Origin of the sequence: Helicobacter bilis, from assembly GCF_001999985.1 — a bacterium.
GTDB lineage: Bacteria > Campylobacterota > Campylobacteria > Campylobacterales > Helicobacteraceae > Helicobacter_A > Helicobacter_A rappini.
Genome location: NZ_CP019645.1, coordinates 328,076 through 347,194, shown reverse-complemented (window position 1 = coordinate 347,194; position 19,119 = coordinate 328,076). Strand labels below are relative to the sequence as shown.

General features: G+C 33.3%; 5 protein-coding genes. All 5 read left to right on the top strand.

Annotated elements, in window-relative coordinates; genetic code table 11:
- Window positions 1-33 precede the first annotated feature (33 nt).
- Window positions 34-261, top strand: coding sequence for a hypothetical protein (locus XJ32_RS01580; protein WP_020995862.1), 228 nt, complete (start codon window positions 34-36; stop codon window positions 259-261).
- A gap of 116 nt (window positions 262-377) precedes the next feature.
- Window positions 378-962 (top strand): hypothetical protein, encoded by a 585-nt coding sequence (locus tag XJ32_RS01575; protein ID WP_077388134.1) that lies wholly within the window; start codon window positions 378-380, stop codon window positions 960-962.
- Between the two features lie 372 nt (window positions 963-1,334).
- The gene (locus XJ32_RS01570) at window positions 1,335-1,913 is read left to right on the top strand and encodes a phage adaptor protein (RefSeq protein WP_077388133.1); all 579 of its coding nucleotides are present in this window, start codon (window positions 1,335-1,337) and stop codon (window positions 1,911-1,913) included.
- A 284-nt stretch (window positions 1,914-2,197) separates the two neighbouring features.
- On the top strand, window positions 2,198-4,339 hold the full coding sequence (locus XJ32_RS01565) for a hypothetical protein (RefSeq protein ID WP_077388132.1): 2,142 nt from the start codon (window positions 2,198-2,200) through the stop codon (window positions 4,337-4,339).
- 211 nt (window positions 4,340-4,550) lie between these two features.
- Complete coding sequence (locus tag XJ32_RS01560; protein WP_077388131.1) at window positions 4,551-19,016, top strand: helicase-like domain-containing protein; 14,466 nt, start codon at window positions 4,551-4,553, stop codon at window positions 19,014-19,016.
- Window positions 19,017-19,119: the final 103 nt, after the last annotated feature.

Genomic DNA, 19,119 nt, shown 5'->3' with positions numbered 1-19,119 from the left:
AAATGGATAAAGAAGCAATATTAAAGGTTGTTTGTGTCTAAGTTAGATGAGAAAAAGGCAAGGCTTGATGAATTGCGAGTGTATAGAAACTTCGCACTTACTTCGCTATTGGCAGTAGTAGGCTTTGTTTTTACTAAGATGACTGAACTTAATTTGTGGTTTTTAGGTTTATGTGCGTTTGGTGTTGTCTTGCTTGGAGTAGGTGTAATTGTGTTGCAAAGGAAAATACTAAAGATTATCAAAGAAATAGGGGAGCTGTAAATGGAAATATTAGCAAGTGGTGTTATTATATTTGGCTTACTTAGCTTTTTTACTGCGATTATGCTAGTAGTAAAAGATTAAAATATACAGAGTTTTTAAAATAAGAAAGGTTTAGTATGGCAAGTTTAACTGATTTAATACAAAATATGATTCAAGCAAATGAAACTACACAGCAAGAATTGCAATCTACAAAGCAGGAATTCAAAGTTTTAAAAGCAGAAGTAGATGAGAAAATAAGTGATGAAAATATATTAGATATTATGCACGAGCAATTCATTAAAGATGAGTATTTCACAAGTGAGAGTTTCTATAATGATATAGGACAAGCTTTAATCAATAAATATGGCTTAGGCAATCTTATAAACTTAGATAGAAATCAAGTCAATGAAGCGGTAAAAGAGTATCTAGCAAAGAATCTAGACACAAAGGCTGTAACTGAATATATCATGCAAAATTATACAGGTGAAATACGAGATGCAATGATAAGAAGAATACGCATAGAGAGTAAAAGTATCCTTGATAATTATGACTTTTCATTGCAAGTATTGCCACGACTTGAAGTGCTATTTAAAGAGTTTGTAAAAAACTATGAATTAACAAGCTATTTAATGAAAAGCACAGCACAGCTTTTTGTGGCACAAGAGAGTAATTTGGCGTTTATGTTGGAATACATAGTAGCTAAAGAATTCATACATAATTGAGTGCGGCAATATTGCGAGGCAATTTTAAGGGTTTTCAAATAAAAGTCAAGGGAGTGTATATATAATACATGACCGCAGACTTTTATGCAGATGCAGTTGCGTAGCAACAAATCCACACTTGCAAATCCCTTAAAAGCGACCAAAAGACAACGCAAGGTGTTTTAAAAGGGAAATAAGAAAATGGAATGCAAGGCTATAAAGCCTTGCAAAAAGCAAACTAGATTTTTAAGGTTGCATTATGGCTTTAATAGTTTTAGCCTTTAGTAATAGCTAGGAGTTATCTAAGTGATAATGACTAGCTATTACTAAAGGCTAATTCTCTTAAATGTATAATCAAAGTGAAATCTCTAACAAGAAAGGTTTAATAAGAAAATGGAAGTCTTTACCCTACTTTTAGAAATCCGCTCAAGGCTGCATGATGAAGCTACACAAAAGTGGAATGATACAGAAATACTAGACTGCCTTAACCTTAGCTATGTGAATCTAGCAAGGGTGTTACGACTATTTTTACAACAAAAAGAATATAAGGTAGAAAAAGACTTTATACAAGACTTGCCTACAAACTTTTTAGATGTAAAGAATGTAATAAGAAACAAAAAAGAGATACCAATACTTAGGGCATATCAAGCAAAGCATATAGCAAGTGGTGAGTATGTGAGTATTAGTAATGATAAGATTGTGTTTAATCATGCTGGGGATTATGTAATGACTTATTATTGTTATTACAAGATTGTAGATAAGCATGATAGCTTTAATCTGCCACTTATTGCTAATAATGCTTTATTGTTTTATGCAATGTATTTATTATTACAAAAAAAGCCTAGTCAAAATGCTTTGCAAGAAGTGGGATTTTATAGGGGATTGTATGAGAGTGAGATTAGGGAATTGCAGAGAGATATGTATAGGACACATGAAACTAGAATGCTTACTAGTCAATATATTTTATTGTAGGTGCGTTATCTTGCGGACACTTTTCAATGAGTTATCAATTTTTGCTCGGTCATGTATGTATAATACACTCCCTCGCAAAAATCTCAACAACATTGAAAATTGCCTCGCAATATTGCCGCACAGAGAGAAAGGAAATATTTATACATTTAAGAGATTAAGCCTTTTTTATAGTAGTCATTACTGCTTAAGGTAACTCCTACTATAAAAAAGGCTTAAAGCTCATAAAGCCATAATGCAACCTTAAAAATCTAGTTGTGCTTTGCAAACATAAAGAAAGGATAAATATGGATAAAAAAATACAAGTCTCAACTATTGCTAAACCAAGAGATGAATATACAAGTCAGTTTAAACCAAACACAGAGATAAAGACAGAATGGATACCAAAAAAGCCTAGTGTCTTTAAAACTTTAAAGTTTGAAAATGAGAGTGTAAATCCTAGTGATTATTATGCCCCTGTATGTAAAAGCTATAGAGAAAATGGCATATTTCAAGCTGGGAGTAATGGCTGTGTAGTCTTTGTGCTATGTGTTGGGGGGCATGGGTATGGGACTAATACAAAAGGTTGGGGAGATTATTATGATAGCACTTGGAGTAATCCAGTTTATGGTTGGCAAATAGATGATAATACTGACCATAACACACAACTTTATAACTTTAGACTGCAAAGAAGAGATTATAAACATAATCCCCCTGCAAGTGTTGCTAGTCCTTCTACCTTTGGAAGCTATCTTAGCTCTAATGCTGGATTAAATATCCAAAATGATACAATCACACAATATCAAAACTATAGAACTTGGACTATTAGAGGTTGGGCTAGTGGCTGGGATTGGGGAAGTGGGCAATATAGATATAGAAGTGAAACCCAAAATGTAAAACTCTCTAGTGGGGCGTATGATGGGGATTTGTTAGGCACAAGTGGCGAGGTAAAGTTTGGCGTATTTAAACTTAATCCTAATGAAGTAGTCAATATATCTGTTGGAGAAGGCTTTGTAAAAGGGCATGTAGATATAGTGTATTTTGAATTAAGAAATGGCAATGATGAAGCTATTACTAAACCAAGTCAGCCTAATGATGTAACTGCTGGTATTCCTTTACCTGCACCTACTCCACCACAAGTAACACCAACACCGCCGCCGCCTTTGCCTTTAACTTTGGGGATAAAACCTGAAAAGCTAGAATTAGAAGTAGGGACTACACAAACAATAGAGATTATCACAAATGCTACAAGTTATACAAGTAATATGCAAGATGATACTATTGCAAGTTTCAATGAAGCTACAAAAGAAATCACTGCAAATCTTCAAGGTGATACTATGCTAACTATTGAGGGCATAAGAGATAATGAGAGTATAAGAAGGGCGGTAGCAATAAAGGTTATTGAAAAACAAACAATAATCAATCCTACACCACCAACTACCACACCACAAAACACACCTAAAAGCATAAATTTCACAAGTCTTTTACCTAACTTGCAAACAATGAATACAGAACAATTAAGCTTTATGTATGTTATAGGCTTTGTATGGCAGGAATTATTTAAAATCGCACAAAATGATAATAATATGACTTTGCTGCATACAACTATCACTGAAAAGAGAAAGAAAGAATTGCAAGATTTATATGATACACAAAGAATAAACTACACACAAAAGCAGACGCTAATAGGTTATGCCCCTGTTGGCTATCAAATACTCTCTACACATATAAGTGCTTATCCATTCTTACAAAGCAAAGATGAAGCACATTTGCAAACACTAGAAAGCCTTATTATCGAAAAAGAGAGTGTAGAACAAGGCATGACCTTTACACATGCTTTTAGCGAAGCAGTAAAAAATATGAGTAATGAAACTTTTACAGATAATTTAGAAGTATGGATTAAAGAAGCACAAGGGGTTATAACAAGGACAAGGCTTGAAGACCCTATAAATCAAACACCACAAGGGCTAGACTCTTTAAATGTAGTTTTCTCTAAGAATCCAAATAGCTATATTGCAAGGAATGAAACAAGCGATGAGTTAAAGATAGATAGATTTAATTGTGTTTGGGAAGACCCACTAGAGACTGATTATATACATGAATTGTTTTGGTTTATTGTATATGATGAAGCTAAAGTAGGTTTTGATATGCAAAAGGTAAAAGAAACATGGATAACACAAAAAAATCATGCTGGGGATAAGAATGTATCTAATACGCCTGAAAAAAGACAAAATTTTATCAATGTAGGAAATAATATTCAAGTAGGGGCAATAGGGCAGATATTTAGAAAAGCCTACTTTACTGATATGAAAGATGAGCTATTTGAAGCTTATGATGTAGCACCTTATAAGATGAGATTAAAAGAGAGTATCTATCAATTAAGTAAAGAAGACTTGCTAGAGTTATTTACTAGGGCATGTCAAAAGGTGTATGCGATAAGTAAAACTTAGTGTGGCAATCTTGGCGGACACTTTTAAGGGAATTTTCACTTTTTGTTTCGGTCATGTATTATATATACACTCCCTCACAAAAAGCTTAATAACCCTTAAAATTGTCTCGCAATATTGCCACACATAGTATTACTTGATGTGGATAATAACCGACATATATTTAATTCTTAACATCTGCTATTCTCATGCAAATACTTAAAAAAGGCATTGCATGGGATACATACTCACACCAACACAAGCAGAAAATGATAATAAACTCATTAACAATACACTTGAAAGCTTAAAGACTACAAACCTTTTAAAACAATCACAAGATACTACCATTAATCCTAATCTAAGCACACAGAATACACAAACAACACAATCATTGCAATTACCACCAAAATTGCCACAAGGAAAAATCCCACAAATTAACACAGATTCCACAAAAAATACACAAAATCCACAACATAGCAACACACAAAAAAATATCGGTAATGCTATCAGTATGGGTAGCAATGTCTTATCTATGCAAACAAACCAAAATACACTCCCACAAGCTAACAATACAACACCACAAACACATACAAACACCACACCTACACAAGCAAAGACTAACGCAAATAACACACAGACTACACAAAAGCCCTTTAATACTCAAATAGCCCTAAGTAGTGATAAAGATTTCAAACCACAAAGTGAAATGCCACAACAAACACAGATTCCACAAATACAAACACCACCTAAAAAAAGCAGACTACAAAGAGAGATAGAATCTACAAAGTATGCAACAAACTTTAATCAATCAGCATATACAAGAAATACAACTGCATTCTTAGGCAAACCGCATGAGTTTAGCAATCATAAACTAGCTATGGCAGCAAAATTAAGGCTATTAGAAAATTTCGATAGTAATGCAAATATAGATGATGAAGTCTTTCAAAGATATAACATAATAGATAATGCAGTAGCAGCCCTAGAGACTGCTAAAAAGATACATGGGGAAAACTCTAAAGCATATAAAGATATTTTAGACCAATATATGCAATATGGCATATTAAAAGATAATGGCATTAAAGATTATGCAAGTTTGGCAGAGTTTTATAATAAGGGCGGTAATGTAGGGATTAAGACAGAGTTTAAAGGAAGTGAGGGCAATGCAAGTGGGCTAGATTCTGTTGATGATAAAGAGAGTAAAAATACAATAGGCAATGATAGCATTAAAGCCTTTGCAGAACAAAAAAGAGATTTTATGAAAGGAGAGCAAGATAAAAGCTATGCTAATGGTTGGTTTAATCATTTATTGAAAGATAAAGTGCTAGACGAGTTTAGTAGTGATTCAGTTGAAAACTCAATAGAACAAAATAAAGCTGGATTAAGTGTTGATAGGCAACTTGGCATATTAAAAAAAGAAGAAATAGATAAAGCCTTAAAGCAAGGCTTAGATAAGGTTAATAAAACACAAGGTAGGCATAAAGATGAAAAAGACGCTACACAACAAGAATATAACAAAGAGATAGCAAAGCGTTTAAAGCCTAACTACTTGCAAGAAACATGGCAAGATATAAATGTAGTTGATAATTTCAATAAAGGAAATTATGCCGCTGCGGCAGGAAATGCTGCAGGTGGTTTGACTAAATTAGCATTAGATGGGGCAGCTATGACACTTGAAGGTGCGGCTGATACTATTTTTCATGGAATGACAAGAGATGCCTTTAAAAATAAGGCTGAATTAGTCTTAGATGAATATAATCTGCCAAATTGGAGTGATACTAGTATGGGGGAGTATATAGCTAAAAGCAGAAAAGAAGGCAGTGATTATGATGATTTTTTAACCTTTGTAGGAAGCCTTCAAAACTCACTAGTAGCAAGTAAAAAGGCAGAAGAGATATGGGATAAGGAAACAAGAGATAAATTAATAGAATATGTAGAAGCACAAGGCAGCCCTAAAGAAGCAAAAGCATGGGAAAACTTGGATAAATCAATCACTAAGCTAAAACAAGAATGGGATAACTCCCCTGCTAAAGTCTTAGCAGATAGTGATTTAATCGCTAAAGCTATGACGATGAAAAATCAGCATGATTATGGCAGATTTGTATTCAATCTTCTTAAAGAGCCTGAAAAAAATATGGAATTAGCACAAAGCTATATCAATGATTTAGAATATATTTTAAAAACAGATGATAACTTTAAAGATGTAGATGAAGTAGCACTAACAAGAAGCGGACAGGTAGTTATAAGAAAGGGCGACCAGTATCAAGCGTTAGAACAAGGCTTTTTAGAAAGCATACTGCACGGAATACATGATAGTGCCGCAGAAATTACTTCATCTTTAGGTGGGGCTTGGTGGGGACTTAAAAAAGCCCTTAAAAAACCGAGCAAAAATTATTGGCAGACTGCTGCAAAGGCTGGAGTATATTCTAGTGCTGGAGCTGCTGTGGGTGCTGCGGCTGGTGCTATTGCAGATGAAGAAATAAACTCATGGACGACAGGTTATAAAAATAAAGATGGCGGATTAAAAAGGGCAGCAGAAGCAGCTACATTAAGCATAGCAGGGGATATTATTATAGTAGGTGCTGGAGCTGGTATAAAGCAAGGCTACAAGGCTATTAAAAATGCTAACCTTGATGGCTTAAGTGGAATTGGCAATAAGATTGTAAATGAAACTCAAAAGTTAGCAAATGGCAATGTAAATGCAGTTACAAACTTCCTAGCTAAAAATGCACTTGATAATAACGAGAGAGAGGCTATAAAAGAAGCCGCACAAAAAGAGTTTTTAAATGGAAAAAGTCTTGCTGATTATAAGAGTGATTCAAGCATTCCTAAGCTAGAGAGGCTTAAAAACGCTTGGCAGTATGAAAAGTTTATCAATAAAGAGAGTATGACAAAAGGTAAAGACAAGCTAGAAGCCTTAAGTAAAGAGTTTGAAAGCTTTCAAACTACAAGTATGGAATCTAATCGTCCTATTATGAGTTTAATGCAAGATATGTTTGAGGGCAAGGCTACAAGACATGAAAGAGAGAAGTTTTTACGCTTTGTAAGTCAAAATGAAGCTTTGCAATCTGCTTTAAGTGGTGTATTAGCTAAGAATCCTACACTTGCACTAAACTTTGGGCAGTTTATAGATAAAAGGGCAGCACAAGTAGCAAAAAGCATAGAGAGTGAAGCCCTTACGCAAAGAATGTTTAAAGATATGGATTCTAGCTATGCAAAAGGCTTAAAGGATAGATATGGTAAGGTAGAATATGATATTAAAAGGACACTTGATAATATCAATTTTAGTAGCACTGGCACAAAAATAGCTGATATTTTAATGGATTTAAAAGAGAGTATCCCACATGTAACAAACGCAGGGCAGACTATTAATGCAATGCTACAAAAGCTACAAGCAAGGGGTATTAAAAGCTTTGATGATGATATGCTTGAGTTCATAGAGCCAAATCTAAATATTGATGATTTACTCAATATCCGCAAATACTACAATGATATATTAAGAAGTAAAGATTTTAAAAATGCAAGTTTCAAACATTTACAAGCCATTAATAAAGAGATAGATTCAGCAGTAGAGAATGCCTTGCAAGATATAGCACAGCAAAGTGGCATTAATACAGCAAAGCTTTTAAAGAATTATAAAGATATAAACAAAGAGTATGCAGACTATGCGAAGTTTAAAGAGAGTGATTTCTATAAAGATAGTGTAAAGACTAAAAAGAGAGAAAAAGACTTAAGCGAAGATAACTTTAATAAAGCTATACTCAAACAAGCACAAAGAGAAGAAGGCTTTAATAACAAAGTCTTTAATCGCATTGCAAATAATACTGATACAAACTTACAAGCCCAAGCTATAAAAGAACTCATACAAAGAAATATAGCCAATGGGAATGGACAATTTAGGGCGGTTAAATGGCAGGAATTAATACAAGATTTAGAGAAGATAGAACATAGCATTACAGATGAAGGCTTAAAGAATCTAGTCTCAAATCTCAAACAAGCACAAAGGCTATATAATGGCGATAATGAGTTTTTACAAGCAATACAGCGAAGTGTAGGAAGCAAACCTGCAAATGTATTAATAAGCAGTGCTAATGGATTATTTGGTAGAACGCTTTTATTATTCTATAACTTCGTGCATAAGATAATGGCTAGATTTGCAGGGGCTTTAAGTGAAAATCTAGCACATCAAAGCTTAGAAGACCAATTAGGCAAAGCCTTGCGTTATGCAAGAGATACAAAAGACTTTATACATGTCAGTATAGATTCTATCTCTAAGAACTTGCCAAAAGAAGATAAAGAAACAAGCAAGGTATTAAAAGAGTTAGAATACTGGAAAACACAATTTGACAAAGATGATATAGCAAGTTTCTACACCATAAAAGACGCACAAGAAACTCAAATTGCAATCACAGCCAATAAACAAGAATTACAAGAGAGAAAAGAAGTTATAGATAATGCTTTGAGTGAAGCTAGAAAAGATATAGAGACTATACAAAGGGAAGTTATAGAATCTAATCCTAACTTCATGCCTACTAGACAAATAGATGACTTTGACAATGAAGCAACTTATAAAATGGAAGTAGAGTTTGATAAACTCGGTATGCAAGAGTTTCAAAGAAAAATAGAGAGTGGGGAAATACAGCTAGATAAACCTACTCAAAAGACACTAGAGAATGCCTATTCACAATATAATCATTTATTACAAAAAAGAGAACTGCTAGAGAAAGACTTGCAAAGCTTTAAAGCCTTTGATGATAACAATATCTTAAAGACAAATAGCACACTTATAGCACAAACACAAAGAGTATTACATCAAATACAAGATGATATTAGCTTTACCAAAGAAGCTATAAAAGATATAGAGAGTGAATTAAGCACAAGTAATAAGGCTTTAATGCTTTTAAATACTCATGCAGAGACTAAAAAAGAAATCCATGCTTTTAGTAATCTTTTAGTCCCAACACAAACACAAACTAAACCAAGCTTTGCTACAAACTTAATGAAACAAGATACACAAGGCTTAATCCCATATAACAGCACACAAGCAAATAATGCTTTAATCCCTTATAACACACCACAAGACACTAAACTACTAGCATATAATGAAACAAAGCTATTAGAGTATAAAGAGACACTACACGCCTTGCAAAAGCTAGACAAAAGCTTTAAAGACTTTATGAGTATGCCGTTTAGCATTATTGTAGATTCTAAAGGCAATGCACTGCCTTTAACTTCTCAAGCTATAAAGAACTTTATATTTCATAATCTTTATAAAGAGTTTCTAAATACTACAAAAGCATTAAATAAGCCTTTAGCACAATTAGACTTTAAACCTTTAAGCAATGAGATAAAAGCACTGCCATATAAAGCTAATGCTAACCTAAAAGCACATTTAAGAGATATTAATGCTAAGACTAATGACTTTTTAGATTCTATGCAAGAGATTAAAAACACTACAAAAGAGATAAAGCTGCTGCCATATAATAAACCTAGTGAAAATAAAGCAGTAGAAGTGGATAGGTTTAGGAATGTGCTAGTTTCTAAGCCTTTGCAACATGAAAGCTTTGTTAGACAAGATTTGAGAAAGAGAGTTTGGCAAGAAAACGAGAATTACGATATTAGCAACCCCAAACTTTTTAGCTATAAATTCCTTGACAACAAAGAAATAATAAATATGCCAGACTTTGCATTAAGCGATAGGGGAAGGGCAATAAAAAAGGTAGTGGCAGAAGAGCCAAAACAAAGAGAGTTAATAGAACAGATAAATGCAGGGCAGACAGAAAAGTTTAGTGAATTTATGGATAAAGAAAGGGAAGCCCTGCAAGCCTTAAAAGTTAATCTACAGCATGATGAGACTACCGCACAAAGATTTATAGACATGGCAAATATGTTTAAGGATAATGAGCTAAAAAGGGAATATTTCAAAGAAATGCTTAATGTTGCTGACACTATAAGGCATCACACAAACACAACTTACCCTATGTTTGAAAAAGCATATAAAGATTTGTTAAAAGAGATGTTCCCAACAAAGCCAAAAGACATTCACTTTACAGACAAAAAGGGTAAGGAACATATACTTACAAAAGAAGTGCAACAACAATGGCTAGATACATTTAACCTTAAAAGCTTAGATGATACATTTATTCCAAGCATTCCACAAGAAGTAAGGGAAGCCATAGGTAAAGATATTAAAGTCAATTTTAAAGATTTATTGAAATTGGTAGAAAATGGTAGAGAAAAATATATCCCACAAATACGAGAAACTTTTTCAAAACCTGAAGCGGCGTTTATTGACGAGCAAAACGATTTAATATTTGCAAGGACAATGACAGATAATTTATTTTTTGTGAATGTGAGTCGTGATTATGGGGAAAATTTCTTAAATGTAACACTTAGTCCAAAAAAACATAATACTTTGTTAAATAAATTAAAAAATGCAAAAGAAGTATTTATTGATAAAGTGTCTCCCGAGCTTCGAGATTCCTCAGCACATAAAGCTTCTACAGATTTCCTGTCTTCCACCAGCAGAGACACACAGAATCCTACCACAAAACAGGAAATAAGTAAAGATATAGAATCTAAAAGCACACAAGAACCTGTAACACAAAAAGAAACACAAGAGAATACACAAGCAATAAATCAAAGTGAAGGCATAAGAGAGCAAAACCAACATTTACACCTTGAAAGCTTAGATACAACACGCTTTTTTGAAACTATCAATAATATGCAAGGCAAAAATCTAAGCAAAAAAGACAAAATACAATTATTTGATAGCTTTACTTCTGCCCTGCAATCTAGGCAAGATTTAATCATTGATGAAATTGAGAGAATCTTAAAACATGCAAATAAAAGCGGTGATAGGAAATATAAAGACTTTAGCGATTTAGATGAATACGCTATGAAGGAAATTTTCTTTAAGCTTAAAAATAGGGATTTATATGATGATTATGAAAGCATACTTAAAGCTTTAAAGGCTAATAAGGATATTGATTGGGATAAAAGCATTTTTAAAGAATTTCAAAATACTGAAAAAGGCATTGCTTTAAGTAATAATAAGATTAGCAGTGGCGTTGCAGAAGACTTTGCAAAAAGTCTAAAGGAATGGGAGCTAGATAATAATCATATTGTTAATAAATTTAAAGATACAATACAATCACAAAAAATAAAGGATACACATGCAAACACAAAACAAAACTCAAACACAACAAACCATACAGACAAAGAAACAAGCACAAAAGAGAGCTACACAGACAATCAACATGAAGCTACTCAAAGAGAGAATGGAGCTGACACTGAGTGGATTACTACACGCACGAGCAATAATCCACAAGAAAATAAGGACACAGAGACAACTCTCACAAGAGACAATGGAATTAGCGATGAGTATTCACCAAGCTCAAAAGAGATGGCACAAAGCGGGAATGAAAAAACTCATGAAAAAAGAGATATACGAGATGACTCTAGCCATAGCAGCAGCGACATTGAAGCCAATGCTAATATTAGCAGAGATACACAAGGACATAATGCTAGAATCAGACCTGATGAGACTGACAACAAGCGATATAAGCATGATGGAAACGATGATAGGACTAACTCAAGGACTAGAATACACAGAAATGTATCTCTAAAGAAAAAAGGCAAAAAGGATTCTAACACAAATATAGAATCTAAAGTTGCCACACAAGACATAGACACACAATCTACACCACAAGTAAAACCCAAAAAACTCACTGATAAGGAAGTAATCGATAATTTCTTAAAAGAATATGATGATGGAAGTAAGGAGTTTGCAGCATTAAAAGAAGTCAAAAACCCTAGCATTATGCAAGACTTAGCAAAATATATTAAACAACTCGATGAATCCAAAAGACTACAAGATAATATAAGAAAACTTGATAGTAATAATGAACTTACACAGATAGACTTTGTTGAGTGGTATAAAGGTGCTTTAAAAGAAGTTGCAAAAGGAAGTGGGGATAGTTTTGTATATTCCGTCAATGGATATTTAAAGAAACTTAGAGAAGAGAATAATTATTTAGATTGGAAAGCCGCACAAGAGATACAAACAACACCAAAAGATACACAAGAAAAAGATGTTTCGCTTAACGCTCAACATGACAAGGAATTACCAAAGACTACACGAGAAATAATAGATGAAGCAAAAGCAAGTGGCAAAAGTGCAAAAGAGACAAAGAAGTTAGTCCAAAAAAATAAGGAATTAAGCAAAAAAGTAACAAGCAAACTCTCAAAAGATGAGTTAGATAATCTGCCAATTGCGACACAAGATGAGTTAAGGGGATTTTTAGAATCTGTTGAGAAAAAAGAGTATCAAAACGCCCCAGATGTTTTGAAAATAGCAACTCTTAACGATGAATTAAAATCGTTGCTAAATCATAATAATAATGCGAATGTATTTATCACAAAATCAACAGCAGGGCATATTTCACAGAATAGAAAAGGGCAATATAATCAAGCCTTAAGAATGGAAGAAAAGCTAGAAATACCACAGATTATAAATGAAGCAAAAACTGCTTACACAGGCGGTGGCGATGGTTTTGTTATCCCATTTGCAGATAAAATAAATACAGATAAGATTAATTTAATTGTTTTAAACTCTGATGAAAAAGGCAACTTTCTAATCACTACAAAAAAAGTAAATACAAATGATTTTAATGAAGGTGTATATAAAGAAGCAAGGGCAGGAGTCGAACCTGCTACCACTACCCTACATAGTGTAGAGCAAAAGCCTACCGAAGCTATTTCACTTGCTAAACCTAATCCTACCACAAAAGTAGAAAAAAGTCAAAAACCAAAAGAAAAACAAAGTCCAAAAGAATTAGAAAATATAGAAAGTGATAGCAATCCAGCAGGCATTCTAAACCCTGAAGAATTAGCAACACTGAATAAAGAATTTAAACTCGGTGAAATACAAGACTTAAAAGGACAAAAAGCCCTATATGATGCAAATATAGAATCTCTTAGTTTGCTTGATGATATACTAAAGAGTGGCAGAGTAGCAACTGATGATGAAAAAAGGATTTTGAGTAATTTTAGAGGCTTTGGTAAGGCAAGTAATGAATTATATCAAGTGATAAAAGAAAAAGGTGAGAGACTAGATAGCCTTAATAAGCTTTTAGAGAGTTTGAGTGAATCTGTTGGAGCAAAGATAGATGCTGATTATTTATTCCGCAGGGCAGGTGATGCTTACTACACACCTACACCTATTGTAGAATCTATGGTAAAACTTGCTAAGGATTTAGGACTAAACAATAATCATGTTATACTAGAGCCTAGCAGTGGGAGTGGTAGATTCTTAGGGCAGTTTCACTCTAATGCTAATGTAGTAGGCATTGAGCTAGACCCTTTTACTGCTAAACTATCACAGACTATATATCCCTACTTTAAGATAGATAATGCAGGATTTCAAAACTCTAAATTTGCAAAAGATGACTTTTATGATTTAGTTATAGGCAACCCCCCTTATAGTAACTTTACTATTAGAGATGATAATTTTAGTGCTTCGGCTCATAACTACTTTATGAAAAGGGGTATTGATAAATTAAGAGTTGGGGGTATTAGCATACAGATAGTAACAAAAAGCTTTATGGATTCTAGTAATGACTTAGTGCGTAAAGAGATAGCTAAGAATGCAAAGTTTCTAGGTGGAGTAAGACTGCCAAATAATGCTTTTAAAGATGCAAGTGTAACGACTGATATACTTGTATTTAAAAAGGTGAGTGCTGCTGAAGCTAAAAAGCTAGATAACTCATGGATAGAGACAACAGAGTTAAATGGCATACCTGTAAGTAAATACTTTGTAGATAACCCACAAAATGTTCTCGGTGAAATGAAAGTTGGTAAAGGACAATTTGGGGATATAGTGCATGTTATAAATAAAGAGGGCATTGACTTTTCTAACTTTGATTTAATGCCATATTTAAATAAAAAATATGATTTTGATACATTAAGACTAAAAGATAATAATACGCATTCATTAAAAGACTTAGAGAGTGAAGTAAAGACTACACAAGATATTACAGATAGTCAAATGGGTGCTGTAAGATATGATAAAGAACAAGATAAGTTTATAAAAAATGATGGGGGAAGTGATGATGAGCTTGACTTAAAAGAGTATCTACAATCACTAGAAGTTACTTGGAAACCTGAAACAATAGAAAAAAGAATAGCTGAATATAAAGAGTTAGCCCCAAAGATAAGCGAATTGCAAAGCACATTAAAAAGCTTACAAAAAGCAGAGCTAGATTCTGAAGCAAGTAATGAAACAATCTCTGCATTAAGACAAAAGCTAAATAGTGATTATGAAGCAGTAGTGGGTAAGAATGGTAGCTTTTATACAAAGGATAAAAAGGTATCCCCTAGATTTAAACTCTTTGAAATGGTAGATGATACAAGCTTTGAAATCTTTGCATTAGAAAAAGCACCGCTTGTAAAGAATAATAAAGTAGTAGGGGCAGAAAGGGCAGATATTTTTACTAAGCGAATAAGCTATCCTTATGTAAGACCACAGAGTGCAGATAATCTAGCTGATGCCATGCATATAAGCTTAAATGAGACTGGATATAATGATTATCAAAGGATAGCTGACCTTTTAGGAAGCGATGTAGATTCTGTAAAAAAAGAGTTTTTAGATAAAAAGCTAGAGTATTTAGACCATAATGGCGAGAGATTAAGTAAAGATATATTCTTAAGTGGTGATGTAAAGACAAGACTAGAATCCTTTCATGATGAATATGGATTACCAAAGTTTAGCGATGATGAAACAATCGCTCATTATCAAAAGATAGCCTATGAAGATTTAAAGAATGTTATACCTGATGATATAGAAGTGCCACATATTGAAATACCATTAGGGGCGAATTGGCTTGATAAAAACATTACTGATAGCTTTTTAAGTGAGATTGTAGGACTAGACTATCTTAACACAAATTATATACATGGGGTTGGTTGGAAAGTCAATTTTGATGGATTAAAAGATAGAGACTTTATGATTGCAACAGGCAAGGATTTCAAAGCAAATACAGGTGTAGAATATATCAATGGTATTGATTATATAGAGGATATGCTAAATAATAAAACTCTAGTCGTGCAAAAGACAATAAAAGGTGATAAGGATAAAACAATCATATATAGAGACCCTATTGCAACACAAAGCCTAGAATCTTTAAAAAAGCAATTAAAAAGAGAGTTTAAACAATATATCCTAGATAATGATAGCTTCAGTGAAATAGCACAAAAGCAATATAATGATACTTTTAACAGAGAAGTAGCAAGAAAATATGATGGCAGTCATTTAAAACTACATGGGGCAAATAGTGATATAGAGTTAAGAAAACACCAAAAGAATGCAGTATTTAGATTTTTCCAAGAGTTAAGCTCTCTTTTAGCCCATGATGTAGGCACAGGTAAAAGCTATACAATGATAGCTTCTGCGATTGAGGGAAAAAGGCTTAAAGTGCATAATAAGCCTATGATAGTATTACCTAATCATGTAGCCCCACAAATAGCAGCAGAAGCAAGGAGATTATATCCTAATGCGAATATAAAGCTTATTCAAGCAGTATCAAGGAAAGATAAAAACAGAGCCTTAGCAAGTCTTAAAAACAATAGCCATGATATTATCATTACGACCTATACCGCTTTTACAAATATGAATGTAGCCCCAAGTGCTTTTCAGGATTATGTAGAAAAGGAAATCAAGTTTTTAAGGCAAATACAAAAGAAATTAAAAGAAGATGGTAATGCTTCTAAAAGAGAGTTAAACTCTATTGAAAGTCGCATAGAAAAAGCAGAAGAGAGGGCAACTAACTATGCTAAAAGTGTAGCCAATGATAAACAGAATGTATTCTTTGAAGATTTAGGTATAGACACCTTAATGTTTGATGAAGCACATTATCTAAAGAATCTGCCTATATTTACCGCTCAAAGAAATGTAAGAGGTATAGGAAGTGCAGATTCACAAAGGGCAATTGATGCCTTTATGAAAATAAGTCAAATGAGAGATTTGCCTAATAATAGAGTGCTATTTGCAACAGGCACACCGATTACAAACTTTATCAGTGATATTTTTACAATGCAGAGATTTTTAGGCTCTAAAGACTTAGAAGCTAAAGGCATAGATGTGTTTGATGAGTGGTGTAAAATGTTTGCAGGGGCTAGTAGTGAATTTGAGATGAAAGCAACAGGGGAGTATAAACTCACTTCAAGGCTTAGAGACTTCTCAAACCTGCCAGAATTAAAAGCTATGTATTATAAGTTTGCAGACTTAGTAACTAAAGAAGATATGCAAAAAGCCATACTAGAAGAAGGTGGCAAGATTATAGAACCAAAGGTAAGAAGAATACCTGTTGTATTAAAAAGAAACCAAGCACAAATAGATTTTATGGAGAGTGTGAAAAAAAGGGCAAAAGTTTTACAAGAAAATCCACAAGCTGCAATGGAGAAAGGCGGGGATAATATGCTAAAGATTATCTCTGATTCTAATAAAGCAAGTATTGATATGCGTTTAATTGATTCTTCATATAAAAGAGATGAGAATGGAAAAATATCAGCAGCAGCTAATAATATCTTAGAAGTGTATAATGACTTTAACGAGCATAAAGGCACACAATTAGTATTCCTAGATACTTCAGTGCCAAAAAAGCCCATCAAACCTGAAACACTAGAGAAATGGCAAAAAGAATTAGAAAGAATAGATTCAGTAATACAAAATCAATCTCATAATCTAAGCGATAATCAACTAGAAAAACTAAGAGATAAAGCAAGTGATTTAGAAAGCAAGATTGCAAGGGGAAGTGATGGATTTAGTGCTTATAATGATTTAAAAGATTTACTCATAGAAAAAGGTATTAAAGAAAACGAAGTAGCATTCGTGCATGACTTTGAGGGCATTAAAAAAGAAACTCTATCTCAAAAGATTAATAGTGGTGAGATTAGAGTATTAATCGGCAGCACAAGTAAAATGGGTGCAGGGAGTAACTTCCAAGAAAGACTAGCAGCAATACATCACCTAGACCTAGATTGGACACCTGCTAATATGGAGCAAAGAGAAGGCAGGATTATAAGACAAGGTAATCGCTTAATGGATTTAGTCCCTGACTTTGAAGCTAGAATCTATACTTATGTAACAGAACAAATGAGTGATAGCTTAATGCTTCAAACACTAGAGCAGAAAACAAAGATAATAAAACAAATACAAGACCCAAACCTTAAAACAAGAGTGATAGAAGATATAAGCGAAGATAACTTGCATGGCAGACTAAAAGCTATGACTAGCCCTAATGCGGAACAAGAGTTAGAAGCTATGAATATAGTAAAATCCATTGATGAAGTAGAGAATGCCATAAGCACACATGATTTAATCCTTAAAAATAATCACAATAAAATAGAGAATGCAAATAAATTAGAATCTAGTATGCAAAAGGATATAAACACACTAGAAGCTTTTAAAAAGCAAACACAAGATAATACTACCATAAGCTTTGGAAAAGAGAAAATAAACTTTGCTAAGGATAATAAGGCAAAGACAAGTAAAGATAATAAAACAGACACACCAAAGGCTACAAAAGATAAAGACAAAAAGAAAGAAAAAAGCCCTGAATCTTTAGCTAATGAAAAACTAAATGCAATCATACAAGACTTTGCAAAGTCTAGCGATAACATTAAAGTAATATGTGAGTATCGTGGATTAAATATCTTAGCAAAAAAGGGATATAGCGGCATGATTGACTTTTATTTAGGTAAAGATTTAAATGAAGCTTTAAGCATTTCTATAAGACTAGATGTAAGAGATGCTGCATATACAGATAAAAACTATATGCAAAGATTTCATAATGGCTACAATAAGCTTATAAGTGATGAATATATAAAAGAATTACAAGGGCAGATACAAAAAGCAAAAGATACAAGAGAAAAGGCAAAAAAGGCTTATGAAAAAGAGATTGCCAACAAAGAGAGTGTAGCGGAGCTTAGAAATAGCTTGAATGAAATGCTAGTAAGACAGGCAGAATTGCATAGCTTTTTAGGCAGGGCAAGTGATTCTGAAATAGAGAGACTAAAAGCTATATATGGTGATGACTTTGAAGATATTGTAAGGGGGAAGTTTAGTAAAAAGGAAGTAGAAATGAAAAACAAACAGCATACAATCCCAACAAAAAGTAAAGTAGAAAAGGATTTAAGCACAGATGAGATAAAACAGATTATAAACACATGGGATTTAAATAACCCAAAGAAAAGCGATAAACTCATAATATCAAAGGTAGATGAAGCTGAACTAGAATTACTTGCTAAAGATTTTGATTTTAAGGGTAATTATGCGGTTGCAAGGGAAATAGATTCAGAGCATTTAGCTCATGCTTTAAATAGGCATGGTGATGAGATTGTTGAAAAACAAAAAGGGCAAAATGCGATTAATGTTGATGAAATCTTAACATATTATCCTGCCATTACAAAGCCAAATAATCACGATTTACGCATAGTGCAAGATAATGGAAATATTTTTTATGCTAAACAAATCAATGGACATTTTATCGCAATAGAAGAAGTATTAACAGGTAGAAATAAAATAAAATTTGTAACTGCGTGGAATATCAATGGAAGCTTAAATGATAAGATGATTAAAAAACTAGGGCTACCCCATTACCTGCGACAAACAGGTGTGTCTGCAAGAGCTAAAAACTCAACTTAGACCGAACTCTAAGCGGGGAATCAGAACACGAATACTCCTAGTTGCTAGGATTATACCATACAAAAAGGTAAAAGTTTATAAAAAGATGACAAAAAAGGATTTA